This is a genomic window from Pseudomonas sp. LH1G9, from assembly GCF_002949975.1.
Taxonomy (GTDB): domain Bacteria; phylum Pseudomonadota; class Gammaproteobacteria; order Pseudomonadales; family Pseudomonadaceae; genus Aquipseudomonas; species Aquipseudomonas veronii.
On sequence record NZ_CP026880.1, the window covers coordinates 714,342 to 737,896 of the forward strand.

Sequence of the window (23,555 nt, forward strand, 5' to 3'; positions counted from 1 at the left end):
TTCGTTGCCTGCATGGGCCTCATCGGGGGCAAGCCCCCTCCCACACTCGACCGGGTTCATGCTTTCAAATGTGGGAGGGGGCTTGCCCCCGATAGCGTCAGTCCAGACGCCGCCTATTTCGGCCCAAGGATCTTCACCAACTTATCCGGCGACGGCGCCCCTTGCTGTTGCTGCAAGCCGCCCTTGTCATCCAGATAGAAAATCGCTGGCGTCGCCGACAACTCCAGCTCATCCATCAACTTCATATTGGCCTCGAGCTTGGCTTCAATCGCCGCCGGGATTTTGTCCAGCGCCTGCAACTTGCTGCCCTTGCCGGCGGCTTCGTGTTCTTGCAGGGCTTTTTGCGGGTCTGGGCTGGCCAGCAGGGCGGCGGATTTGCCTGGGCTGTCTTGGCGGATGATGCCGACCATGATGTGACGCAACTGCACCTTGCCGGCCTTGACCCAGGGCCGCGCCTGTTCCCAGAACATGTTGCAGTACGGGCAGTTAGGGTCGCTGAACAGGTAGACCGTGCGCGGCGCGTTGGTGTCGCCGTCCTGGATCCAGCTGCTTTTTTCCATCTTCGCCCAGACTTCCTTGGCCATCGGCGCGTACACCAGTTGTTCCAGGGGCGCGCTGCTCAGGTCATTGCCCTGGGCGTCGTACAGGGTGCCGGCGAGCACGCTTTTGCCGTCGGCGCTCAGGTACAGCGCCATGCCACGGTTCTGGTACTGCGCGGCGTAGCCGGTGAGGCCGCTGGGGGCGTCGAACTTGCCGAGGATCTTGGCGCCCTTGGCTTCGATCTGTTTGATTGGGGCCGGCCAGTCTTCGGCCTGGGCCAGGGTGGCGGCCATGCTCAGTGATAACAGGGTCAGCAGGTGGCGGAGGCGGGGCATGTCGGTTTCCTTGTAGGGGGCGTGACGGCAGGGGCGGTGTCGAAGGGTTCCATGGCACGGGCCAGGCTGGCCTGGGACAGTTCACCGAGGTGGCTGTTGATCAGGCGTCCATCGGCTTGGTAGAACAGCGTGGTCGGCAAGGCCATGGAGCCCACGGCCTGACCGAGGCGGCCGCTGGCGTCGAACAAGACGTTGTCCAGGGTCAGGCCCTGGGTTGCCAGGTAAGTGCTGACGCTTTGCATGCTTTCGGCCTGGTTGACGAACAGGAACGTCACGTCGGGGCGTTGGCGTTGGGCGCGTTCGAGTACCGGCATTTCCCGACGGCACGGCGGGCACCACGTGGCCCACAGGTTGATCACCAGCGGACCACCCTGGTAATCGCCCAGTTGCACCACTTCGCCATTGGCGTTGCGCAGGGTGATGTCCGGCAGGCGCGAGCCCTTGTCATACAGGCTCAGCGACAGGCTGGTCATGCCCCAGAACAGCAGGCCGGTGATGACCCCGGCACTCAACGGTTTGCGCAGGGCCGGGCGGCGCCAGCCATACAGCAGCGCGCCGAGGATCAGTGCAATGACGCCAGGCCAGGCGAGAAAACCGCCGTCGCGCAGGTCGACGATCTGCAACGGGTCGTTGCGGTAGTAACTCCAGTACATCAGCACAAAGCTGACGCGGGCCGTCAACATGCCCAGCAGGAACAGGCTGAACAGCACCGACTCCGGGTTTTCCCCACCACGCTTGGCCACGCGCCAGCCCACCAGGGTGGCAAGAATCAGCGCGCCGATCAGCAGGATGTGATTCAGGGCGATGGCGAAGGTGCCGATGGTCAGGGTCAGCATCAGCGGGCGTCCCGCGTCTGGGTCCAGCGTTGCAGGAACGTATCGGCATCGACTTCGCCGGTAATGCGCCGGGCGCGGCGTTCTTCACCGTCCGGGCCGATCCATACGAAGCTCGGTGGCCCCGGCACTTTGTAGCGATCAAGCAGTGCGCGGCTGGCGGCGTTGTCGGCGGTGACGTCCAGGCGCAGCAGGCGCACGTCTTTCAGGGCGTCCATTACGTGGGGTTTGCCGAACACCTGTTTTTCCATGATCTTGCATGACACGCACCAGTCGGCGTAGTAATCCACCAGCACCCATTGGCCCTGGGCCTTGGCGCTGTCGAGCTGGCTTTGCAGCACGGCCGGGTCGTTGATCGTCATGAACGCATCGTGGGCACTCGGCGCGCCGCTGATCCGCGAGCCGCTGTAGACCTTCAGCGGTTGCCACACATCGTCGCTGCCGCCGGCCGCACCGACCAGCAGCAGGCCGCCCCACAACCCGAGCACCACGGAAATGGCGCCGGACAGCATGGCAACCCGCCCGAAATCCTGGGCCAGGCGCCAGCCGCAATAGGCCATGGCCATGGCCAGCGCGCCCCACAGGCCGAGCCACAGGTTTTCCCCGACCACCGGGCGGATCATCAACACGGCGGTGGCCAGGAACAGGAAGCCGAACACGCCCTTGAGCACGTTCATCCAGGTGCCCGGCTTGGGCAGGAAGCGGTTGCCCACGGTCACCAGCAGCAACAGAGGCACGCCAATACCGATGCCCATGGCGAACAGGATCAGCCCGCCGTGCAGGGCATTGCCGCTCTGGGCGATGTAGAGCAGGGCGCCGGCCAGGGGCGCGGTCATGCAGGGGCCGACCAGCAGGCCGGACAGCGCGCCGAGCACTCCGGCGCCGATCAGGCTGCCGCCGCTCTGGTTGCGGCTGACGTTGTCGAGGCGATCGCGCAGGGCCACCGGCAGTTGCAGTTCGAAAAAGCCGAACATCGGCAGGGCCAGGATCACGAACAAGGCCGCGAAGCTGCCGAGTATCCACGGGGTTTGCAGCAGCGCCGCCAGGTTGCTGCCGAGCAGCGCGGCCAGTACGCCCAGCGCGGCATACACCAGCGCCATGCACACCACGTAGCTGCCGGCCAACGCAAAACCGCGACGCGGGTTGGCCCCGCTGCCGACCACCAGGCCGGCGAGGATCGGCAACATCGGCAACGAACACGGGGCAAACGCCAGCAACAGGCCCAGGCCGAAGAACACCAGCAGGCTCCACCCCAGGCTGCGCTGCTGCAGGCCGCTGGCCAGGCTCTGGTCCTGGGCTTGTGCGGTGGCGGCGACGGCCGGGTTGCCGCCCAGGTCCACGGTCATTGACTGTGGCGGGTAACACAGGCCGGCATCGGCACAGCCCTGCCAGCCCAGCTTGACCTGGCCGGTCGTCCCCGCCGGAATCTTCACTTCGAGGCCTTGGCGGTATACTTGCTGTTCGCCGAAGAACTCATCGCTATGGGCTTCACCCTCGGGTAGCGCGGGTTTTTCGGCGAGGCCGTCGAACTTCATGCGTTGTTGGTACAGGTAATAACCATCGGCTATCTGCCAGAACAGCTGGGTTTCGCCGGACTCCAGGCGTTCGGACGTCAAGGTGAAGGCCTTGCCCACCGGGAGGAAGTCGGGTTTGGTCTCGAACGGGTTACCCGGCGCAGCCTGGGCGAATCCCGCGAACAACATCAGCAGTAAGGTAAATAGATGCCGCATGGTCAAGCCTTAGTTCGATGCAAGTGAGGCACACAATGTGTGGTGTTGATTAACCGATGATTAACCGGACGCTATTCTAGAGCGTAGGGATTATCTGATGTTGCGAACTTTGCCGGCATAATGCGCGCTTAATCGATCTGTCTTCTAATCCCCCCATCTTTCATGAAGGGTTCAGCATGCACGTACTGGTCTGTGAAGACGACGAATTGATCGCCAGCGGCATCGTGGCCGGCCTCGGTGCCCAGGGCTTTACCGTCGAGCGCGTGGCCACCGCCGCCGCCGCGCGGGCGATGCTCAAGGCTGCCGAATTCGACATCATGGTGCTCGACCTCGGGCTGCCCGACGAAGACGGCCTCAAGTTGCTGCAACAACAGCGCAGCCAGGGCCTGGAAATTCCGGTGCTGATCCTCACCGCGCGGGATTCGGTGACCAACCGCGTCGACGGCCTGCAAGCCGGCGCCGATGATTACCTGCTCAAACCCTTCGACCTGCGCGAGCTCGCCGCGCGCCTGCAAACCTTGCTGCGGCGCGTGGCCGGGCGCAGCGTCAACCTGATCGAACACGGCCGCCTCAGTTACGATCCGAGCAGCCGCGAAACCCTGCTGGCCGGGCAGCCCGTGGACCTTTCCCGCCGTGAACAAGCGCTGTTGCAGGCACTGCTGCACAACAAGGGTCGCGTGCTCTCCAGCGAACAGCTCAAAGACAGCGTCTACGGCTTCAACGACGAACTGGAAAGCAACGCCCTCAACGTGCATATCCACCATCTGCGGCGCAAATTGGGCAACGGCATCGTCGAAACGGTGCGTGGCCTGGGCTACCGCCTGGGGCCGGCGGATGGTGGAGAGAGCGCTTCGTGATGAGCCTGCGCCTGCGCCTGACCTTCAAGCTCGGCGCCGCTTTTGTGTTGATCTGGGCGCTGGCGGCGGCCTGGATGCTCAACGATCTGCGCAACCAGATGATGTTCTCCCTCGACCAGCGCCTGGTCGCGTCGGCGCGTATGGTCGCCGGTTTGATGGAGCAGATGCCGGGCCTGGCGAGCAGCGCCGAGGGCAAGCACTTCAGCGCCGAGCAACTGAACGTGCCGGGCGGCATGGCCTGTCAGGTCAGTTCCTTGCGCGGCGAAGTGTTGGCGCGCAGCCACACCACGCCGGACCAGGGGCTGGAATCCCATCGCAGCGGTTTTCGCGACCAGATCATCGACGGCGCGGCGTGGCGCAGCTTCACCCTGGCCCGTGGCGATCTGTTCATTACCACCGCCGACCGCCAGGTGGAGCGCGAGGCGTTGAACCTGTCGATCCTGCTGGCGGCCTCGGTGCCGGTCGGCGTGGCGTTGTTGGGCTGCCTGTGCCTGCTGTGGCTGGGGATCGGTCAAAGCCTGCAGCCGCTCAATCGCATGCGCGATGCATTGATGCGGCGCAGCGCCGATTCCCTCGAACCGTTGCAGATCCACCCGCTGCCCAGCGAGCTGAAACCGCTGCTCGACACCCAGAACCAGCTGTTGCAGCGCATTGCCAAGACCATCGAGCGCGAACGCCGTCTCACCGGCGACGCCGCCCACGAACTGCGCAGCCCGCTGACTGCGATCAAGACCCACCTGCAAGTGGCGCGCATGACCGACGGCGCGGCCCGCGACCAGTCCCTGGCCCATGCCGAGGAGGGCGCCGACCGCCTGCACCGCACCCTCGAGCAATTGCTGTTGCTGGCACGGGTGGAGGGCAGCCTGTCGTTCGACGACGGCGTGCAGTCGAGTGCCGAGCAAGTCGCACGGCTGGCGATCCAGGATGCCAACGCCGGCGACAACCAGCGCATCGACCTGATCCTGCCGGACGACCTCAGCGATACCCCGCTGGAAATGCCGGTGGGCCTGGCCGTTGCGGCCCTACGCAACCTGCTGGACAACGCCCTGCGCCACACCCCGGCCGATACCCGGGTGGAGCTGAGTGTGTTGATGGCCGGCGATCAGGTGGTGTTCCGCGTGCGCGACCACGGCAAACAGATCGCCAGCGAAGACCTGCAATACCTGACCCAGCGCTTCTGGCGCAACGGCAACAGCGAGGGCTGCGGCCTGGGCCTGGCGATTGTGCAGGCGATCGTCCAGCGCTGCTCCTGCTCGTTGACGTTCGACAGCCAGCCGGATGGCCTGCGGGTCGATCTGGGTATGCCGCTGCGGCGCTGACCCGCGTTCTTTCGTGTGCCAAATAGTTACCGCCCGCCTGACGTTCAACCCTTCAGGATGGCGGTCATTGTTTTGCGCTTGAACGGGCCGAATGACTCGGCCTGTACCGAAAAGGACGCTTCTTATGTTGGTCATCGATACCAGTTTTCCCGCCAAGGACTTCAACGCACGCAACGGCGAGCCCGTGGCGCAAGTGGTCCTGCATTACACCGCCGCGCCCTTTATGTCATCCCTGCACACCCTGACGCGACACGGCGTCAGCGCGCACTATCTGCTGCCCGATCCGGCCGAGCCCGGCTACCGCGCCGCCGGTTACGACGAGTTGCGCGTGTTCCGCCTGGTGGATGAGAGCCAGCGCGCCTGGCATGCGGGGGCGAGCCACTGGGGCGGACGGGACAACCTCAACAGCCGCGCGATCGGCATCGAGGTCGTCAACCTGGCGCGGGATGAGGGCGGGGTGTTTACCTTTCCTGCGTACCCTCGGGAGCAGTTGGAGGTATTGATCGAACTGCTGCGCGACATTCTCGCGCGTTACCCGCACATCGGCCCGAGCGACATCCTCGGGCATTCGGATGTGGCGTACTGGCGCAAGAGCGATCCGGGGCCTCGCTTGCCTTGGCGCGGCCTGTTCGAGGCGGGCGTAGGGGCCTGGTTCGATGAAGCAACGCGGGCGATGTATCAGCGCCGCTTTTGTGTCGGGTTACCGCCCGAGGTGGAAGTGGAGCGGGCGTTTCAGCGCTACGGGTATAAACCGGCGCAGAATCGCCAGGCGTTCGAGCTGCGGACCCGTGCGTTTCAAATGCACTTTCGGCCCAGGGATTACGGCGGAGCCCTGGATGCTGAGACGTGTGCGATTTTGTATGCACTGAATGACAAGTACCGGGGCCTTTGACAGCGAGCGCGGCTTAATTGGGGCGATTGATCCGTCTGTTAACCGCCACAACACCTAAATCCATTCGACGCTGGTGCGTTTCCACAACAGGCAATCCGCGCGCAGGCCCTTGGGCCAGACGCCAACGGATCGGCAGTTTGGTCACCATCACCCGCGTATCGAGGGATCCAGAGATGTCAGTCGCTACCAGCCAAATCGCAGACGCTCGGGTGCAGGTCAGCCCGGCGCCCGTGGAAACGCTCTACCAGTTCGACGAAAGCCCGCTGCTGGCACGCCAGCGCCAGCAGGAGTCCAACGCCCGCAGCTACCCGCGGCGCATCCCTTTGGCACTCAAGCGCGCCAAGGGCATCTACGTGGAAGACGTGGAAGGCCGCCGTTTCATCGACTGCCTGGCCGGAGCGGGCACCTTGGCGTTGGGGCATAACCACCCGGTGGTGATCGCCGCCATCCAGCAGGTGTTGAGCGACGAACTGCCGTTGCACACCCTCGACCTGACCACCCCGGTCAAGGATCAATTCGTGCAAGACCTGTTCGGCCTGTTGCCGGCCGCGTTGGCGCAGGAAGCGAAAATCCAGTTCTGCGGCCCCACCGGCACTGACGCGGTGGAGGCCGCGTTGAAGCTGGTACGTACCGCCACGGGGCGTAGCACGGTGCTGTCGTTCCAGGGCGGTTATCACGGCATGAGCCAGGGCGCGCTGAGCTTGATGGGCAGCCTGGGGCCGAAGAAACCCTTGGGCGCCTTGCTCGGCAATGGCGTGCAATTCCTGCCGTTCCCCTACGATTACCGTTGCCCGTTCGGCCTGGGCGGCGCGCAAGGCGTGCGGGTCAACCTGCATTATCTGGAAAACCTGCTCAACGACCCGGAAGCCGGGGTGCTGTTGCCGGCGGCGGTGATTGTCGAAGTGGTGCAGGGCGAGGGTGGCGTGATCCCGGCGGACCTCGACTGGCTGCGCGGCCTGCGGCGGATTACCGAGCAGGCGGGTGTGGCGTTGATCGTCGATGAAATCCAGAGCGGTTTCGCGCGCACCGGCAAGATGTTCGCCTTCGAACACGCGGGCATCATTCCGGATGTGGTGGTGATGTCCAAGGCCATCGGCGGCAGCCTGCCGTTGGCGGTGGTGGTGTACCGCGACTGGCTCGACACCTGGTTGCCGGGCGCCCATGCCGGCACCTTCCGTGGCAATCAGATGGCGATGGCGGCAGGGTCGGCGGTGATGCGCTACCTCAAGGAGCACGACCTGGCCGGCCATGCGGCGGCGATGGGCGAGCGCCTGGCGGAGCAGTTGCGCATCCTGCAGCGCGACTTTGCGCAATTGGGCGATATTCGCGGGCGCGGGTTGATGCTCGGCGTGGAACTGGTGGACCCGAACGGCGCGCCGGATATCCAGGGCCACCCGCCGGTCCACCGCCAACTGGCGCCGCTGGTGCAGCGCGAATGCCTCAAGCGCGGCCTGATTCTGGAACTGGGCGGCCGCCATGGCAGCGTGGTGCGCTTCCTGCCGCCGTTGGTGATCAGTGCCGCCCAGATCGACCAGGTCGCCGAGATCTTCGGGCGTGCCCTGGCTGCGGCGGTCGCCAGCCTCTAATTTTTTACCCGCCTGGTACGTTCCTACAGATATCAGCGCTGCGCGTGGTGCGCAGCCGGCCTTTGAGCGATGGAGAACAGCAATGACCTCAGTATTCGACCGCGACGACATCCTGTTTCAGGTAGTGGTCAACCATGAAGAACAGTATTCGATCTGGCCCGACTACAAGGCCGTGCCGGAAGGCTGGCGCACCGTGGGCAAGAGCGGCATGAAGAAGGAGTGCCTGGCCTACATCGAAGAGGTCTGGACCGACATGCGTCCGTTGAGCCTGCGCCAGAAAATGGACGGCACCGCACTGGCTTGAGCCCGCGACACTGACATCAGCGAAGATCCAATGTGGGGCTCGACCGCTTGCTCCCACATTGACCCTCAGGACTCAGGCGTTCTTGTCTTTCTCCAGCCCGCCCGACGCGCCGGTCACCACTTGCACACTCAGGCGCGGCGTGGCCAGGTCCAGCCCGGCCTCGTCCAGATGACGTTTCAGCGACAGGTTGAACGCCCGCGACACCTCCCACTGCTTGATCGGCGCGGTCTTGAAGCGCGCCCGCAGAATCGCGCTGCCCGACTCGAAACTTTCCACGCCCTGAATCTCCAGCGGTGACCAGATATTGCGGCGTTGCAGCGGGTCGTTGCGCATTTTCTGGCCGACGTCGCGCATCAACTTGATCGCATCGTCGATTTCCATGTTGTAGGGGATTGCTACCCGGAAGATCGCGTAGCCGAACTCACGGGAGTAGTTCTTGATGCTCTTGATCTCGCTGAACGGGATGGTATGCACGATGCCGTCGATGTCGCGCAGGCGCACGGTACGGATGGTCAGGCCCTCGACCGTGCCGAGGTGGCCGCCGACGTCGACGTAGTCGTCGATGGCCAGGGAGTCTTCGATGATGATGAACAGGCCGGTGATCAAGTCCGCCACCAGCGACTGCGCGCCAAAACCGATGGCCAGGCCGATCACACCGGCACCGGCCAGCAGCGGCGTGACGTTCATGCCCATGTTGGCCAGGGCGACGATGGCGGCAATGATGAAGATGGTCACGAACAGCACGTTACGGATCAGCGGCATCATGGTTTGCGCACGGGCGTTGGCCAGGCCTTTGCGCGAACGGGTGAGGGCGTGATGGATCGCGGTGTCGCTGAGAATCCAGATCAGCCAGGCAAACAGCAGCGTGCCGCCGAGGCCGAACAGCTTGACGCTGATTTCATGGCCGTCGCCTTCGGTGAAGCGGATCAGCGACAGGCCCCAGACCCGCAGCCCCAGCTCGATAAACGTCAGCCACACCAGCAGGTGGGCGAGGGTGTAGACGAAACTCTTCAAGCGCTCGGAGTACAGCGCATGGCGCTTGTGCCCGCGTTGCGGCTTGAGGGCATGGCGGCGTACCAGGCCGTTGATCACCATGCACAGCACCAGCAACACCGTGCAGAGCAGCGACTGGCGCAAGGCGGTGCTGGTGTCGCCGGCGGAGACGAAGGTGGCGAACAGTGAAATGCCGACCAACAGCAGGGCCGGGATATACCAGAAGGTGCCGATGATTTCGATCGTGTCGCTGAGGGCGCGGCGGGTCAGGCGACGGGACAGCGGCTGGTTGCGGATCAGGTGCGCAATCGGCCGGCGGAAGCGCAGGATGAACACGCCGGTGGACAACGCGGCCATCACATTGGCGACGGTTGCCGCCGTGTGCGCCAGGTGCTGGCCCAGCGCAGCGACCAGCCTGGGGTCGCCCAGGGCTTCGCCAAAGGCGGCGAAACTGCCGATCCACCACAACGGCCGGAACGCCTGGCGCCGCAGGATATACAACGCGTGACGGCGATGGGGGCCGTCCAGCACGGAGAATGCGATCACGCAGATCGCCGAGAAACAGGTGCCGACCACCAGCGCATACGCCAGCACCATCGCCAGGGATTTGCCCAGGGACGAGGGCAGCGCGTAACTCAGGTACACGGTGATCACCAGCGCGATCAGCCACGGCCCCAGTTTGCGCAGGGCGAAGCGCAGCAAGTCCCAGGTGCGCGGGTGTTGCGGCAGTTCTTCGGTCAGGCCGAAGCGCTCGCGCACCCGGTGGCTGAGCCAGATCAGCGCGGCAGCCAGCAGGCTCCACACGGCGAGGATCAGGGCAAAACCGAAGATGATCGGCAGCCATTCGCTGGCCGGCAGCATCAAGGCCTTGAGTTCATCCGTGGCCATGTCCACTTCGTCGGACCAGCGTCCCAGTGGGCTGTCGGCGCCGGAAAACTGCTGCTCAAGGCCGGACAACGTGCTGCCGATCAGCCCGAGCACGCCTTGTTCGGCGGCCGGCTGGGCCTTTTGCGTGGTCTGACGCAGCTTTTTCAGGTCGTTCAGCAACTGGGTGCGCTGCTGGTCGTTTTCCAGGGTCTTGATCACCTCGTCCAGCGACTGCCCCAGCGGCAGCTCGGCCTGGGGTTGCGGCTTGCTGGTGCCACCCAGCAGCCCGGGCAAACCCATGGCCTGGGCCGGGGCGAGCGGGAGCAGGGTAAGCAGGGCGATCAGCAAACAGCAGGGCAGGGCAAGCAGACGGGAAAGCACGAGGCGGTCAACCTTGAAAACGACGAATTGACCGAGTGTACGAGGCCCCTATGCCCAATGCGAGTGCATTTGTTATTCAGCGAGTTTAGCGAGGATCTTGTAAACCACGGTGCCCAGAATCAACAGCATGCCGATCCACATGCCGAACACGCCGAGGGGCTTGTCGCGAAAATTGAAGCCGACCGCGAGCATGATCATGCCGATCAGGATAGGGATGAGCATGGCGTGGAAGGAGGACATGGTGATCATGAGGCGATGGCCTTCTCAGAGTGGGAATACTGACAAGTCTAGGTGGGATTGCGGGAAATGCAGGTGATATAGATCAGGCCCACGCAAAGCCAAATGTGGGAGGGGGCTTGCTCCCACATGTTTAACTGCATCCGGCCTTTGGATCAGGGCAGATCGCGGCTTGCGTAGAACGCGCCGAGCACTTTCACCAGATGTGCCAGGTCATGGCTGCCGCACAGTTCGCGAATGGAGTGCATGGCGAACGTCGGCAAACCGATGTCGACGGTCCGCACGCCCAGGTGGCTGGCGGTGATCGGGCCGATGGTCGAGCCGCAGCCCATGTCGCTGCGCACCACAAAGCTCTGCACCGGGACTTCTTCGGCCATGCACAGGTGGCGGAAGAAACCGGCGGTTTCGCTGTTGGTGGCGTAGCGCTGGTTGCTGTTGACCTTGATCACCGGGCCGGCATTGAGTTTCGGGCCGTGGTTGGCGTCATGCTTGTCGGCATAGTTCGGGTGGATGCCGTGGGCATTGTCGGCCGATACCAGCAGCGATTTCTGAATGGTGCGGACAAATTCATCACCTTCGGGCAGCAGGCGGCGCAGGGTCTGCTCGAGCATCGGGCCATCGGCACCGCAGGCCGAGCAAGAGCCGACTTCTTCGTGGTCGTTGCACACCAGCACGCAGGTTTCATCGGTCTCGCTGGTGAGCAAGGCTTGCAGGCCGGCGTAGCACGACAGCAGGTTGTCCAGGCGGGCGCCGGCGATGAAGTCGCCATTGAGGCCGATCACGGCGGCGCTTTGGGTGTCGTAGAAGCTCAGCTCGTAATCGAGCACCACATCGGCGTTCAGCCCGTGCTCGCGGGCCAACTGCTCGGTGAGCACGGCGCGGAAGTCCACGCGCTCGTCGCCGGCGAATTGCGCGAGGATCGGCGGCAGTTCGGTCTGGGCATTGATCGCCCAGCCCTGGTTGGCTTCACGGTTCAGGTGGATGGCCAGGTTGGGGATGATGGCAATCGGCAGCTTGAAGTCGATCAGCTGGCTTTCGACCTTGCCGTCGCGGCGGAAGGTCACGCGGCCGGCCAGGGACAGGTCGCGGTCGAACCACGGCGCCAGTAATGCGCCGCCGTAGACTTCGACGCCCAGTTGCCAGAAACCCTGGCGTTGCAGCTCGGGTTGCGGCTTGACCCGCAGGCACGGGCTGTCGGTGTGGGCGCCGACCAGGCGGATACCGCCCTGCAGCGGCGAGTGGCGGCCGAGCTTGAAGGCGATGATCGAGGAGTCGTTGCGGGTCACGTAATAGCGCCCGTTGGCTTCGGTGGTCCAGGTGTCGCGCTCGTCGAGACGCTGGTAACCGGCCGCTTCGAGGCGTTGGGCCAGGGCCGCAGTGGCATGAAAAGGAGTAGGGGAGGCCTTGAGGAAGTCGATCAGGCCTTGATTCAACGCTTCGCGCATAAATAGCTCCAGACAGCAATGCCGCAAGTTTACCGTTCGATGGCAAGAAGTGCACAAAACAAATGTGGGAGGGGGCTTGCCCCCGATGGCGGAGTGTCAATCACTGCATTTGTTCACTGACCCACTGCAATCCCCTCCCACATTTGACGGTGTTTACAGCTTTAGAAGGGGGCCGGGCACTCGAAGCGCAGCCGCTCGCCGCTTTGCGGGTGGGTGAAGCTCAGCATGCTCGCGTGCAGGCACAGGCGCGGCCAGGCGGCCAGGGCTTGTTCATGGGCGTACAAGCCGTCGCCGAGCAGCGGGTGGCCGATGGAAAGCATGTGTACCCGCAACTGGTGCGAGCGCCCGGTGATCGGCGTCAGCTCGACGCGGCACCAGTCACCGCAACGTTCCAGCACCTTCCAGAAGGTCAGCGCATGCTTGCCGAACTCGTGGTCGACCACATGGCGTGGCTTGGTCGGCGGATCGTAGCGCAGGGGCAGGTCGATGCTGCCGCTGTCCAATTCCGGTTGACCCCAGGCCAGGGCGGTGTAGGCCTTTTCGGTTTCGCGGTCATGAAACTGGCGGGACAGTTCGCGGTGGGTGTCGGCGTCCCGCGCGAGCAGGATGATCCCGGAAGTTTCCCAATCCAGGCGATGGACGATTCGGGCCTCTGGGTAGCCGTTTTCCTGCAGGCGGGTGATCAGGCAGTCCTTGTTGTCGTCGGCGCGGCCGGGCACCGAGAGCAGCAGAGTCGGCTTGTTCACCACCAGGACGGCGGCGTCCTGGTAGAGGATATGGATGTTGGACAACGGCATTAAACAGCCTCGTAACAAACGCCAACGGCGGCTCGATCACCCGGCTCCCGCAAAGGGATCAAGGTGACGGAGCCGCCGTGGCGACCGCCCTTTCGATCAACGATCGGGCAGGGTGATATTGAGTTCCAGAATCGAGCAGCTGCCGTCGTTTTCCAGGGCGACATGTACGTCGTCGTTACCGATATTGACGTACTTGCGGATCACTTCGACCAGTTCCTTCTGCAAGGCTGGCAGGTAGTCCGGGGTGCTGCGTTGGCCGCGTTCGTGCGCCACGATGATCTGTAGACGCTCTTTCGCTACCGACGCGGTACTTGGCTTTTTGTTGGCGCGAAAGAAGTCGAGAAATTTCATTGTTTAGTTGCCTCCAAAGATACGCTCGAAGAATCCCTTCTTCTTGACATCGAGGAAGCGGTGTTCCACGGTCTTGCCCAGTAAGCGATCAACCGCGTCGCTGTACGCCTGGCCGGCGTCGCTCTGGTCGTCCAGAATCACCGGGACGCCCTGGTTGGAGGCCTTCAGCACCGCCTGGGACTCGGGAATGACACCCAGCAGGGTCACTGCGAGGATCTCTTTGACGTCTTCAACGCCGAGCATCTCGCCATTGCTGACGCGCTCAGGGTTGTAGCGGGTGAGCAGCAGGTGCTCCTTGATCGGGTCTTCGCCTTTTTCGGCGCGCTGGGACTTGCTGGCCAGCAGGCCGAGCATGCGGTCCGAGTCACGTACCGAGGAGACTTCCGGGTTGGTCACCACGATGGCTTCGTCGGCGAAGTACATCGCCAGGTGAGCACCGGTTTCGATACCGGCCGGGGAGTCGCACACCACGTATTCGAAGGTTTCCTTCAGTTCAGCGAGGACTTTGCCTACGCCTTCCTTGGTGAGCGCATCTTTGTCGCGGGTCTGGCTGGCGGCCAGTACGTACAGGTTCTCAAGGCGCTTGTCCTTGATCAGGGCCTGTTGCAGGTTGGCTTCACCGTTGACCACGTTGACGAAGTCGTACACCACGCGGCGTTCGCAGCCCATGATCAGGTCGAGGTTACGCAAACCGACGTCGAAGTCGACGATGACTGTCTTGTGGCCGCGCAGAGCGAGGCCGGTACCGATAGCGGCGCTGGTGGTGGTCTTACCCACACCACCCTTGCCGGATGTAACCACGAGAATCTTGGCCAAGGTGTTTCACCCCTAAGGAAAAAGGACTTTTCAGCCCCCGAAAAACATCTCTTGGAACTCGCTGCAGGCGGACAGCCTTTGTAGGGAAAAGAGGTGGTTTCCGCGGGGAAACGCCAACTTCAAATGAGTCCTACGCAAGTCTTGCCGGTTTCGCTGTGCTATCAGAGTCTAGAGATGCTTGGAAAATGCGGCAGTATCCGTTAAAGACGGATGATGTTCAACACATCGCCCGACAGGCTGACTTGTACCGCGGCGCCCCACAGTGGATCGCGGCGCAAATCTTCTGAAACCTTGTACTGACCTGCGATCGACACGAGTTCAGCGGTCAACTGCTGGCAAAAAATACGTGCCTTGGTATCACCCTTGATGCCGGCGAGGGCACGTCCGCGCATGGGGCCGTATACATGGATGTTGCCATCGGCCAGAAGTTCCGCGCCCGGACTGACCGACGAGATCACCACCAGGTCGCCGCCCTGGGCGTAAATCTGCTGCCCGCCGCGCACGGGGGAGGTGATGATCTTGGTCGGCTTGACCGTCGGCTCCGGCGGTTTTTCCGGTTTTTTCTTCACTTCACCGGCCAGCGGATCGAGTGGGCGCTCGCGGGCACCGGACGGTGGCAGTACTGGCAGTTCAATAGCGATGGCGGCGGCAATGTCTTCGATACGGCTGGCACGAATCGCCAGGGTGCGCAGGCCATGGGAGCGGCACACGCGCATCAGGCCCGGCAGGTCGATTGCGCCCTGGCCGGCTGGCAGCTTGTCCAGGGCCAGCACCAGCGGCGCGTTGTTGAAAAAGTTCGGTGCCAGGGCGACCTTGGCGGCGAGCTGGCGGTCCAGGGCGTCGAGGTCATTGCGGGCCAATTCCAGCACGGTAATGGCGAGCATGCTGCCTTTCAGCTGGAACACGGGATCTTGGTCTAGCGGTTCGGTTTGGCTCATGGTCGGCAAAAGCGGCTTGTCACGAAAAGTGTCGAGACTTATAACGAGAACAACCACTGGCCGCAAGCCGAGTCGAACCGTTGTAGAATGCGCGGCCCTTGTCTTTACCGGAATCTGTAATGGATCGCCCGCGTTTTCGAGCTGTATTTTTTCACCCGCGATTTTGGCTGCTATGGCTGGGACTCGGCCTGCTGTGGCTGGTCACTCAATTGCCATACCGCGTGCTGCTGACCATTGGTCGCCTGCTGGGCGCGGGCATGTACCGCGTGGCCGGCGAACGTCGCCGCATCGCCGCGCGCAACCTGGAACTGTGCTTCCCGGAAAAGTCCGCGCAAGAGCGTAAACATTTGCTCAAGGAAAACTTCGCCTCCACCGGCATCGCCTTCTTTGAAATGGCCATGAGTTGGTGGTGGTCGCGCCAGCGCCTGGCGCGGCTGGCCCACGTCGAAGGCCTGGAGCACCTCAAGCAGGCTCAGTTGGACGGCAAGGGCGTGATCCTCATGGCCCTGCATTTCACCACCCTGGAAATCGGCGCGGCCCTGCTCGGGCAAAAACACACGATCGATGGCATGTACCGCGAGCACGGCAACCCGCTGTTCGACTTTATCCAGCGCCGTGGCCGCGAGCGCCACAACCTCGACTCCCTGGCCGTGGAGCGTGAAGACGTGCGCGGCATGCTCAAGCTGCTGCGCGCCGGCCGCGCCATCTGGTACGCGCCGGACCAGGATTACGGCGCCAAGCAAAGTATCTTCGTGCCGCTGTTCGGCATCCAGGCCGCCACCGTGACCGCTACCAGCAAGTTCGCCCGCCTGGGCAAGGCGCTGGTGGTGCCGTTTACCCAGGAGCGCCTGGCCGACGGCAGCGGTTATCGCCTGGTGATCCACCCGCCGTTGAGCGATTTCCCCGGCGAAACCGATGAGATCGATTGCCTGCGCATCAACCAGTGGGTCGAAACCTCGGTGCGCGAATGCCCCGAGCAATACCTGTGGACCCATCGCCGCTTCAAGAGCCGGCCGCCGGGTGAGCCCAGGTTGTACGAAAAACGCCGTCGGTAAGACCCGCCTTTCTCTACATGGAGTGACGCAATGCGCCCAGCTGAACCGGTTACAGGCTTGATTCTTTCCGGCGGCGGGGCGCGTGCGGCGTATCAGGTGGGGGTACTGGCGGCGATTGCCGAGTTGCTGCCGCCGGGCGCGGCCAATCCGTTTCCGGTGATCGTCGGCACATCGGCCGGCGCGATCAACGCGGTGAGCCTGGCCAGCGGCGCCATGGACTTCAGCGCGGCGATCGAGCGTCTGACGGCGTTCTGGCAGGGCTTTCGCAGCCACCTGGTGCTGCGCAGCGATTGGCCGGGGGTGATTCACCAGGCCGCTCGTTTCTGTTTCCACAGCCTGCTCGGCCTGGGCGCCCAGGTCCCGGTGGCGCTGCTCAACAGCGCGCCGCTACGGGATCTGCTGCACGAGATGCTGCACCTGGATGGCATCGACCAGGCCATCCGCGAAAAACACCTGAAGGCGGTGGCGGTCACGGCCTTCGGTTACGAGTCCGGGCAAGCAGTGACCTTTTACCAGGGCGGCGGCACCATCGATGCCTGGCTGCGCCATCGACGTATCGGTGTGCCCAGCCGACTCACGGTCGAACACCTGTTGGCCAGTTCGGCGATCCCCTTGCTGTTTGCTCCGGTGAAGCTCGACCAGGAATATTTCGGCGATGGCGCGGTGCGGCAATCGGCCCCCATCAGCCCGGCTTTGCACCTGGGCGCCAGCCGCGTGCTGGTGGTGGGTGTCAGCGGCAACCCGCGCGGCGTCGAGCATGAACACGCCTCGCAGCGCGCCTACACCGGCCAGCAGCCGACCCTGGCGCAGATCGGTGGGCACATGCTCAACAGCACGTTCATTGACAGCCTGGAAAGCGATATCGAGTTGCTGGAGCGCTTGAACCAGTTCAGCCATTTCCAGCCCGCCGACAGCGCGGCCCGGGGCCTGGCGCCGGTGGATGTGCTGGTGATTGCGCCGAGTCAGCCGATCGATGAAATCGCGGCGCGGCATCGGCAGGAATTGCCCGCGGCGTTGCGCCTGTTCCTGCGCGGGCCGGGTGCGACCAAGACCAGCGGGGCGGGGGTGCTCAGTTACTTGCTGTTCGAGGCGGGGTATTGCAGCGAGTTGATCGAGTTGGGGCGCAGTGATGCGCTGGCCAAGCGCGAGGAGATAACCCGGTTTTTGGGGCTGTCCCCTAGCTGAATTTGGGAGCAGGCACGCCAGCTCCCCCATCAGGCCCGCGGTGTGGTCAGAAGTGGTACTTGACCAAAAAGCTCGCGGTATCCTGGTTGGTCTTGAACGCGCCGGAATCTTCGATCCCATACTTGTTCTTCCAGTAGTCGTATTCAAAGCCGACGTACAGCTGTTTCTCGCCCCAGTTCAACGCCTTGCCCAGGTCATATTTGACTTGTGGGTTGAAGTGCAGGTTGGCGTGATAAGTGCCACGGGCGTTCTTGTCGTTGTCGACCACCCAATCCATATAGCCGTCGATCAGGATGTTGGAGTTGCCCACGGGAAGGGTGTACGACCACACCGGGGTGATCTGCCACACACCGTCGCCCGGGCGATTGCCTTCGGTCTGGCGCTGGTAGAAGTTCAACTGGAAGTAATCGAAACCAGGGATGTTCAGGTCGAAGCCCGGGCCCAGCAGGTACGATTCGTTATCGCCTTCGCCGAACTCATAAGTGAATGCCAGCAATACATCTTTGATCGGTCCGAAGGACAAGTCCTTGTCGAAAATCTTGCCGAACGATAGACGCGGGCTGAACTCGCCGTAGTAAGTACTGGGGCCGACGTTGCCGTCTTCCTTGCCGTTGTAAAAGATGCGGTCGAGGAAAAAGAAGTTGTCGCCGTACTTCCACGCATCGGCGTGTTCAAACGTGACGGTCTGTTGGATCTGCGGGTTGACGGTGAAGTTTTTGCCCCACAGGTACGTCAGGCTGTTGTTCTGCCACTGCAACAAGTCGCCGGCAACGGCTTGGCCGCCCGCCAGCAGGGTTCCCGCCAGCATCAGGCCTTTGAACATAGGTTTCATTCGGTTGCTCCCGAGTTAAAGTTTTATGGTTTTTCTTCTAAGCAGGCGCTCTGGTGTGGCGCCTTTTGGTTCGCTGAAAAAATCGTCTGTTCGGTCAGCTTTAATGCTTTTAGCAAGAGCTGCGCCAAGGTGTAAAAAAAGCCAAAAAAATCCCCGTCGGCTGCAACGGCTGCAGTCGAATTCAGAGGGCTTTTGCGCACTTGGGCCGCTGCCCGCAGGCCGGGATAAGTTGGCCTTGCAGTCAGCTTTTACATTCGCTGTTTTTTTTTTCAGTCGATTCGAGCGGGCGCGGAGAATACTGGCTCCAAAGCCTTGGCTCAAGTGCGCTGTTAGAGCGCGCGTGGGGCGAGAATGGGGCACGGCTTGTGGCCGTCCCCAGGTCAAAGGTGTACATGTGGGCGTTCCCTGTTCGTTATTGTTTTTGTTGTGACGAAGGAATCAATGAGTGTGGGCGACGGCGGGTCGTTCAGAACCGCCCACATTGGGATCTGTGTGAGTCAGTCAGTTCGTGCGGGCGCCCTGGTTGATCCAGGTGCCGATCAGATCGCGTTCCTGCTGGGTCATCTGGGTGATGTTGCCCAGCGGCATGATCTGGCTCGCCACGGCCTGCGCCTGAATGCGCGCGGCCTGTTGCTGGATCTGCGTCGGCGTGTCGAACATCACCCCCGCCGGTGCGGTGCTGAACAGCGGGCTGGTGGGCTTGGCCGAATGGCACACGGCGCAGCGTGCCTGGATCACCCCATGCACCTTGTCGAAGTCAACCGTCGCCTGGGCCGGCACGGGTGCCGCAGCGGGGGCGGCCGGTGCGACGGGTTTCTCGCCGCCGCCCAATGCGGTCTCCGGCAACGGCTGGTACTCGATGGCCGCCGGTGCCTTGGCCACTTCGGCGATCGGCTTGGGCCCGGTGACATACGCCAGGCAAATCATCGCCAACGCGCCCACCGGCAAGGTCCAGGCATATTTCTGGCTGTTGTGCCGGGTGTTGAAATAATGCCGCACCAACACCGCCGCCACGGCGATCCCCGCCAGGATCAGCCAGTTGTAGTGGCTGCCGTAGGTGCTCGGGAAGTGGTTGCTGATCATGATGAACAGCACTGGCAAGGTGAAGTAGTTGTTGTGCCGTGAACGCAGCAAGCCCTTGGCCGGCAGGGCCGGGTCCGGCGTGCGCTGCTCCGCGATCGCCGCTACCAGCGCGCGTTGTGCCGGCATGATGATGCGGAACACGTTGCCCACCATGATGGTGCCGATGATCGCCCCCACATGCAGGTACGCGCCCCGACCGCTGAACACTGTGCTGAAGCCGTATGCCGCCGCGATCAATAGCACGAACAGGATCAAGCCGAGCAGGGCCGGGCGTTTGCCCAGGGCCGAGTCGCAGAGAAAGGAGTAGATGAACCAGCCGGCGAACAGTGAGCCGATGCCCAGCAACACGCCTTCGGTGCCGCTCAGGCTGCTGCCGGGGGCGAGCAGGTACAGCGTCGGGTTGAGGTAGAACACCACGCACAGCAGCGCGACGCCCGACATCCAGGTGAAATAGGCTTCCCATTTGAACCAGTGCAGGTTGTCCGGCATGGTCGGCGGGGCCAGTTTGTATTTTTCCAGGTGGTAGATACCGCCACCGTGGATCGCCCACAAGTCACCGGACAGACCGTCCTTGGGGTTGACGCGGTTGAGGTTGTTTTCCAGCCAGACGAAATAAAACGACGCGCCGATCCAGGCCACGCCAGTGATCATATGAACCCAGCGCACGCTGAGGTTCAGCCATTCCAACAGATGTGCTTCCACAGTCTTTACCTCTCGCCTGTCACCCTTGTTGTCGGGTGATCCGGCCTTCTCTTATTGGTGGGGGGCGAGGATCAACCGCTCATCCTCTTTGAAAAAATGCTCATCGCAGTTATTGCCTGTGCCACTGCGATCAACCACCAGGAAGTCATCCCGCTTTTCGATCGTCAGCACCGGGTGGTGCCAGACGCCGCGATGGTAATTAATGCCCTGCCTGCCGTTGGTGACGAAGGCGCGGACCAAGCCTGATACAGGTGCATCGCCAAGTGGCGCGACCACGATCAGAAAGGGGTTGCCGAGCAGCGGAATGAAGGCTTGGCTGCCCAGCGGGTGTCGCTCCAGCATGCACACGGTCAGTGGCATTTCCAGCGCGTCGGCGCGGAAGATGCTGATGATGGCGTGGTCTTGCGGCTGGGCGGTTTCCACCGTTGCCAGCTTGTGAAAACGCATGGTCGACCCGTTGTTGATCATGAAGTGCTCGCTGCCGTCGGTTTCGATCACGTCTCCGAAGGGGGCGAAGGCTTCTTTGGTCAGGGGTTCGATCATCAGTGTGCGCATGGCTGGCTTCTTAATCTGTTGGGTTATTGATGGACCGTTGTAGGAGCATGCTTGCTCGCGAAGGTCATCAACGATAACGCGTGCATCCTGAATGAACGCGGTGTCCTTGAGTTTTTCGCGAGCAAGCTCGCTTCTACAGGTTCAGCATGACTTGGCGACCTTGCCCAGGACGCGCAGGCGACTCACACCGCCATCCGGGAACACGTTCAGGCGGATGTGGGTGATCGGCCCCAGCGCCTTGATCTGCTCGGCGAAGGTGTGTTCGGCGTGCATTTCCAGCTTCTGCGCCGGCAGCAGTTCGCGCCAGAACAGCGATTGGGTTTCGATCTGGCTGTCGGTGCCGCCTTTCACGAACGCGGCCTGGATCGAGCAGGTGTCCGGGTAGTTGCCCTTGAAGTGCAGGGTGTCGACGATGACTTTCTCGATCTCGCCCGCATGCCCCAGCGCGACGATCACCCAGTCATTGCCTGGTGTGCGACGCCGCGCGGTTTCCCAGCCGTCGCCCATGTTGACGCCACGGCCGGGGTTGAGGAGGTTGCCCATGCGGCCGAAGTGTTCGTCGGAACAGGCCAGGGCGCGACCGCCGTTCAGCGCTGCCGCCAGGTCGACCTGTTCGTTGTCGCCCACTGCGGACCAGTCGCGGAACGGTACGCCGTACACGCGCAGACGGGCCACGCCGCCATCCGGGTAGATGTTGAAGCGCAGGTGGCTGAACGCCTGGTCATGGTTGATTGCGTGGTAGTGGTGGCTGTTGCCTTGCAGCTCGACGGCCGACAGCACTTCCACCCACTGGGTGCTGTCATCCGGCTCGCCCGAGGCGAGGAAGCAGGCTTCCAGGGAGGCCGACGGCGGGAAGTTGCCGGTGAAGAATGAAGTGTCGATGTCCACGCCTTTGATCGAGCCGGGTGCGCCCAGGCGGATCACCGCGCTGTCGTAGCCTTCGAAGCGCTTGCGGCGCGACTCCCAGCCGTCCATCCACTTGCCGTTGTCATCGAAAACGCCCTCCTTCCACACAGCCGGGGTCGGCTGGAACAGGCGGTTGGCGTCGGCGAACCAGTCATCGGTCACCGAGATGATTTTGGTGCCGAGGCGGGCGTCGGCCAGGTTGACGAACTTTTCGAAAGGTACGGGTTGCGCTTTCATTCTTCTTGTCTGCCTTGGATAGAGTGGCTGGGGATGGTCGTTTAGAGGGTCAGTAAGCGGAACAACGCGATCTTGTTGATCTCGTCCAGCGCGCACTTGAACTCGGTGTCGACCGGGTGGTGGATGCGCGTTTCGAACGCTTTGATGATCTGATGCCGGTTGCTGCCTTTTACCGCCATGATGAAGGGAAACTTGAACTTGGCTTTGTAGGCCTCATTCAGCTCGGTGAAGCGTGAGAACTCTTCGGCCGTGCATTGGTGAATACCGGCGCCGGCTTGTTCATGAGTGCTGGCTTCGGTCAGTTGGCCCTGGACGGCTGCACGGCCTGCCAGGTCCGGGTGAGCGTTGATCAGCGCCAGTTGCGTGGCGTGATCGGCGCTGAGCAGGATATCGCGCATGCGCTGGTGCAGGGTTTCGATCTCGTCGAGCGAAGCGTCCTGCCCCAGGTCGAAGGCTTTTTCGGCCACCCAGGGCGAATGTTCGTAGATGTCGGCAAAGGCGCTGATGAATGCATCGCGGCTCAAGGTCGACGGTTTGACGGTCTGGAACCTGGTCATTGCGCCGCACCCTTATAAGGGTGAGTGGCGTGCCAGTGGCGGGCGATGTCGACCCGGCGGGTGAACCACACCTGTTCATGGCCCTTGGCGTATTCGATAAAGCGCTTCAACGCCGCGAGGCGCGCCGGGCGGCCGATCAGGCGGCAGTGCAGGCCGATGGAAAGCATCTTCGGCGCGTCGGCGCCTTCGGCGTAGAGCACGTCGAAAGCGTCTTTGAGGTACTCGAAAAAGTCATCGCCCTTGTTGAAGCCTTGCACCTGGGTGAAGCGCATGTCGTTGGTGTCCAGGGTGTAAGGGATCACCAGGTGCGGCTTGCCGGTGGGGTTGTTGGGTTCCCAGTAGGGCAGGTCGTCGTCGTAGGTGTCGCAGTCGTAGAGGAAGCCGCCTTCCTCCATCACCAGGCGCCGCGTATTCGGACCGGTGCGGCCGGTGTACCAGCCCAGCGGGCGTTCGCCGGTCAGTTCGGTGAGGATGCGGATGGCTTCGAGCATATGCTCGCGCTCCTGGGCCTCGTCCATGTACTGGTAGTCGATCCAGCGGTAACCGTGGCTGCAGATTTCATGGCCGGCGGCGACCATCGCGCGGATCACGTCCGGGTGGCGCTGGGCGGCCATGGCCACGGCGAAGACGGTCAGCGGGATATCGAATGCTTTAAACAATTTGAGGATGCGCCACACGCCGGCACGGCTGCCGTATTCGTACAGCGACTCCATGCTCATGTTGCGCTCGCCTTGCAGCGGCTGGGCCGAGACCATTTCGGAAAGGAAGGCTTCGGACTCTTTGTCACCGTGCAAGATATTGCGCTCGCCGCCTTCTTCGTAGTTGAGTACAAAAGACAACGCAATGCGTGCCTTGCCCGGCCAGTGGGGGTGAGGAGGGTTACTGCCGTAACCGATCAGGTCGCGTGGGTAGTCAGCGCTCACTGCAGTCTTCCTTCTTGTGCGTGGTAGCGGTGGGTGTGGCGGCCGGGCAGTGAAAAGACTGAGTGGCGTCACAGCGATGAGTGATTGTATACAACTTATTCGCCACTTTGTAAGCCTGGATTTCTGCATTTTTTCCGCAACGCTCACCTTCAAGGGTGTAGCAAGAAACTTGCCTGACTGGTCAGCTAATGGACAAAAGGTCGTTTAAAAGCAAGGATGACTCATGAATCGGCCGGTCGCGCCAGGCCAGTGGAAGGATCGCAAGGTTTGTGATTTTTATTGTGTACAATTTTTTTGGA

The 23,555-nt window shown here is 62.6% G+C and carries 23 protein-coding genes; 7 read left to right on the forward strand and 16 right to left on the reverse strand.

What is annotated here, in order from left to right; genetic code table 11:
- Nucleotides 1–113: 113 nt before the first annotated feature.
- Genes dsbG through dsbD form a run of 3 tightly spaced genes read right to left on the reverse strand, consistent with a single transcriptional unit; the run spans nt 114 to nt 3,438 of the window.
- On the reverse strand, nt 114–875 hold the full coding sequence (gene dsbG, locus C5F70_RS03345) for a thiol:disulfide interchange protein DsbG (protein WP_017845803.1): 762 nt from the start codon (nt 873–875) through the stop codon (nt 114–116).
- On the reverse strand, nt 851–1,711 hold the full coding sequence (locus tag C5F70_RS03350) for a TlpA disulfide reductase family protein (RefSeq protein ID WP_046382546.1): 861 nt from the start codon (nt 1,709–1,711) through the stop codon (nt 851–853). The genes dsbG and C5F70_RS03350 overlap by 25 nt, the downstream gene beginning before the upstream one ends.
- On the reverse strand, nt 1,711–3,438 hold the full coding sequence (dsbD, locus tag C5F70_RS03355) for a protein-disulfide reductase DsbD (RefSeq protein WP_104902719.1): 1,728 nt from the start codon (nt 3,436–3,438) through the stop codon (nt 1,711–1,713). The genes C5F70_RS03350 and dsbD overlap by 1 nt, the downstream gene beginning before the upstream one ends.
- A 176-nt stretch (nt 3,439–3,614) precedes the next feature.
- Here dsbD and C5F70_RS03360 point away from each other — a divergent pair, with 176 nt between their 5' ends.
- The 5 genes from C5F70_RS03360 (at nt 3,615) to C5F70_RS03380 (ending at nt 8,396) form a co-directional block, all read left to right on the forward strand.
- Complete coding sequence (locus C5F70_RS03360; protein WP_046382548.1) at nt 3,615–4,295, forward strand: response regulator; 681 nt, start codon at nt 3,615–3,617, stop codon at nt 4,293–4,295.
- Complete coding sequence (locus C5F70_RS03365; protein WP_046382549.1) at nt 4,295–5,614, forward strand: ATP-binding protein; 1,320 nt, start codon at nt 4,295–4,297, stop codon at nt 5,612–5,614. Before C5F70_RS03360 ends, C5F70_RS03365 begins: the two co-directional genes overlap by 1 nt.
- Before the next feature lie 124 nt (nt 5,615–5,738).
- Nucleotides 5,739–6,506, forward strand: a complete 768-nt coding sequence (locus C5F70_RS03370; protein ID WP_104902720.1) for an N-acetylmuramoyl-L-alanine amidase — start codon at nt 5,739–5,741, stop codon at nt 6,504–6,506.
- A gap of 173 nt (nt 6,507–6,679) precedes the next feature.
- Entirely contained in the window at nt 6,680–8,092 is a 1,413-nt protein-coding gene (locus C5F70_RS03375; RefSeq protein ID WP_046382551.1) for an aspartate aminotransferase family protein, read from the forward strand.
- An 82-nt stretch (nt 8,093–8,174) separates the two neighbouring features.
- Nucleotides 8,175–8,396, forward strand: coding sequence for an MbtH family protein (locus tag C5F70_RS03380; protein ID WP_017845810.1), 222 nt, complete (start codon nt 8,175–8,177; stop codon nt 8,394–8,396).
- A gap of 72 nt (nt 8,397–8,468) precedes the next feature.
- Here C5F70_RS03380 and C5F70_RS03385 read toward each other — a convergent pair whose 3' ends face one another.
- The 7 genes from C5F70_RS03385 to minC form a co-directional block, all read right to left on the reverse strand.
- On the reverse strand, nt 8,469–10,637 hold the full coding sequence (locus tag C5F70_RS03385; RefSeq protein WP_104902721.1) for a mechanosensitive ion channel family protein: 2,169 nt from the start codon (nt 10,635–10,637) through the stop codon (nt 8,469–8,471).
- Nucleotides 10,638–10,709: 72 nt separating this feature from the next.
- Nucleotides 10,710–10,886 carry a hypothetical protein gene (locus C5F70_RS30755; RefSeq protein WP_017845812.1) on the reverse strand — a complete coding sequence of 59 codons (177 nt, stop codon included), beginning with the start codon at nt 10,884–10,886 and terminating at the stop codon, nt 10,710–10,712.
- A gap of 143 nt (nt 10,887–11,029) precedes the next feature.
- The gene (locus C5F70_RS03390) at nt 11,030–12,319 is read right to left on the reverse strand and encodes a M18 family aminopeptidase (RefSeq protein ID WP_104902722.1); all 1,290 of its coding nucleotides are present in this window, start codon (nt 12,317–12,319) and stop codon (nt 11,030–11,032) included.
- 161 nt (nt 12,320–12,480) lie between these two features.
- On the reverse strand, nt 12,481–13,116 hold the full coding sequence (locus tag C5F70_RS03395) for an RluA family pseudouridine synthase (RefSeq protein WP_015885133.1): 636 nt from the start codon (nt 13,114–13,116) through the stop codon (nt 12,481–12,483).
- A gap of 96 nt (nt 13,117–13,212) precedes the next feature.
- The gene (gene minE / locus C5F70_RS03400; RefSeq protein ID WP_003175252.1) at nt 13,213–13,467 is read right to left on the reverse strand and encodes a cell division topological specificity factor MinE; all 255 of its coding nucleotides are present in this window, start codon (nt 13,465–13,467) and stop codon (nt 13,213–13,215) included.
- A gap of 3 nt (nt 13,468–13,470) precedes the next feature.
- Nucleotides 13,471–14,283, reverse strand: coding sequence for a septum site-determining protein MinD (minD, locus tag C5F70_RS03405; RefSeq protein WP_003209098.1), 813 nt, complete (start codon nt 14,281–14,283; stop codon nt 13,471–13,473).
- Nucleotides 14,284–14,483: 200 nt separating this feature from the next.
- The gene (minC, locus tag C5F70_RS03410; RefSeq protein WP_017845814.1) at nt 14,484–15,221 is read right to left on the reverse strand and encodes a septum site-determining protein MinC; all 738 of its coding nucleotides are present in this window, start codon (nt 15,219–15,221) and stop codon (nt 14,484–14,486) included.
- A gap of 119 nt (nt 15,222–15,340) precedes the next feature.
- On the opposite strand from minC, the gene C5F70_RS03415 reads away from it, so the two are divergent.
- Both C5F70_RS03415 and C5F70_RS03420 read left to right on the forward strand, forming a co-directional pair.
- A complete protein-coding gene (locus C5F70_RS03415; protein WP_046483992.1) occupies nt 15,341–16,276 on the forward strand; it encodes a lipid A biosynthesis lauroyl acyltransferase in 936 nt (311 codons plus the stop codon).
- Between the two features lie 30 nt (nt 16,277–16,306).
- A complete protein-coding gene (locus tag C5F70_RS03420; protein WP_017845816.1) occupies nt 16,307–17,461 on the forward strand; it encodes a patatin-like phospholipase family protein in 1,155 nt (384 codons plus the stop codon).
- Nucleotides 17,462–17,507: 46 nt separating this feature from the next.
- Here the strand turns inward: C5F70_RS03420 and C5F70_RS03425 are convergent, their stop codons facing one another.
- From C5F70_RS03425 to puuE, 6 genes are all read right to left on the reverse strand, one after another.
- Nucleotides 17,508–18,293, reverse strand: a complete 786-nt coding sequence (locus C5F70_RS03425; RefSeq protein WP_104902723.1) for an outer membrane protein OmpK — start codon at nt 18,291–18,293, stop codon at nt 17,508–17,510.
- A gap of 501 nt (nt 18,294–18,794) precedes the next feature.
- Nucleotides 18,795–20,078, reverse strand: coding sequence for a urate hydroxylase PuuD (locus tag C5F70_RS03430; protein ID WP_104902724.1), 1,284 nt, complete (start codon nt 20,076–20,078; stop codon nt 18,795–18,797).
- A 51-nt stretch (nt 20,079–20,129) separates the two neighbouring features.
- A complete protein-coding gene (locus tag C5F70_RS03435; RefSeq protein WP_017845819.1) occupies nt 20,130–20,633 on the reverse strand; it encodes an ureidoglycolate lyase in 504 nt (167 codons plus the stop codon).
- Between the two features lie 141 nt (nt 20,634–20,774).
- On the reverse strand, nt 20,775–21,776 hold the full coding sequence (gene alc / locus C5F70_RS03440) for an allantoicase (protein WP_017845820.1): 1,002 nt from the start codon (nt 21,774–21,776) through the stop codon (nt 20,775–20,777).
- A gap of 41 nt (nt 21,777–21,817) precedes the next feature.
- Nucleotides 21,818–22,333, reverse strand: coding sequence for a 2-oxo-4-hydroxy-4-carboxy-5-ureidoimidazoline decarboxylase (gene uraD, locus C5F70_RS03445; protein WP_017845821.1), 516 nt, complete (start codon nt 22,331–22,333; stop codon nt 21,818–21,820).
- On the reverse strand, nt 22,330–23,256 hold the full coding sequence (gene puuE / locus C5F70_RS03450) for an allantoinase PuuE (protein WP_017845822.1): 927 nt from the start codon (nt 23,254–23,256) through the stop codon (nt 22,330–22,332). Before puuE ends, uraD begins: the two co-directional genes overlap by 4 nt.
- Nucleotides 23,257–23,555: the final 299 nt, after the last annotated feature.

What these genes read in the sequence shown, in the direction of transcription:
- C5F70_RS30755 (WP_017845812.1), bottom strand. Translation starts at nt 10,886, where the DNA reads ATGATCACCATGTCCTCCTTCCACGCCATGCTCATCCCTATCCTGATC.
- dsbD (WP_104902719.1), bottom strand. Translation starts at nt 3,438, where the DNA reads ATGCGGCATCTATTTACCTTACTGCTGATGTTGTTCGCGGGATTCGCC.
- C5F70_RS03420 (WP_017845816.1), top strand. Translation starts at nt 16,307, where the DNA reads ATGCGCCCAGCTGAACCGGTTACAGGCTTGATTCTTTCCGGCGGCGGG.
- C5F70_RS03360 (WP_046382548.1), top strand. Translation starts at nt 3,615, where the DNA reads ATGCACGTACTGGTCTGTGAAGACGACGAATTGATCGCCAGCGGCATC.
- C5F70_RS03370 (WP_104902720.1), top strand. Translation starts at nt 5,739, where the DNA reads ATGTTGGTCATCGATACCAGTTTTCCCGCCAAGGACTTCAACGCACGC.
- C5F70_RS03375 (WP_046382551.1), top strand. Translation starts at nt 6,680, where the DNA reads ATGTCAGTCGCTACCAGCCAAATCGCAGACGCTCGGGTGCAGGTCAGC.
- C5F70_RS03415 (WP_046483992.1), top strand. Translation starts at nt 15,341, where the DNA reads ATGGATCGCCCGCGTTTTCGAGCTGTATTTTTTCACCCGCGATTTTGG.
- C5F70_RS03395 (WP_015885133.1), bottom strand. Translation starts at nt 13,116, where the DNA reads ATGCCGTTGTCCAACATCCATATCCTCTACCAGGACGCCGCCGTCCTG.
- C5F70_RS03350 (WP_046382546.1), bottom strand. Translation starts at nt 1,711, where the DNA reads ATGCTGACCCTGACCATCGGCACCTTCGCCATCGCCCTGAATCACATC.
- uraD (WP_017845821.1), bottom strand. Translation starts at nt 22,333, where the DNA reads ATGACCAGGTTCCAGACCGTCAAACCGTCGACCTTGAGCCGCGATGCA.
- minE (WP_003175252.1), bottom strand. Translation starts at nt 13,467, where the DNA reads ATGAAATTTCTCGACTTCTTTCGCGCCAACAAAAAGCCAAGTACCGCG.
- dsbG (WP_017845803.1), bottom strand. Translation starts at nt 875, where the DNA reads ATGCCCCGCCTCCGCCACCTGCTGACCCTGTTATCACTGAGCATGGCC.
- C5F70_RS03435 (WP_017845819.1), bottom strand. Translation starts at nt 20,633, where the DNA reads ATGCGCACACTGATGATCGAACCCCTGACCAAAGAAGCCTTCGCCCCC.
- C5F70_RS03380 (WP_017845810.1), top strand. Translation starts at nt 8,175, where the DNA reads ATGACCTCAGTATTCGACCGCGACGACATCCTGTTTCAGGTAGTGGTC.
- minC (WP_017845814.1), bottom strand. Translation starts at nt 15,221, where the DNA reads ATGAGCCAAACCGAACCGCTAGACCAAGATCCCGTGTTCCAGCTGAAA.
- alc (WP_017845820.1), bottom strand. Translation starts at nt 21,776, where the DNA reads ATGAAAGCGCAACCCGTACCTTTCGAAAAGTTCGTCAACCTGGCCGAC.
- C5F70_RS03365 (WP_046382549.1), top strand. Translation starts at nt 4,295, where the DNA reads ATGAGCCTGCGCCTGCGCCTGACCTTCAAGCTCGGCGCCGCTTTTGTG.
- C5F70_RS03425 (WP_104902723.1), bottom strand. Translation starts at nt 18,293, where the DNA reads ATGAAACCTATGTTCAAAGGCCTGATGCTGGCGGGAACCCTGCTGGCG.
- C5F70_RS03390 (WP_104902722.1), bottom strand. Translation starts at nt 12,319, where the DNA reads ATGCGCGAAGCGTTGAATCAAGGCCTGATCGACTTCCTCAAGGCCTCC.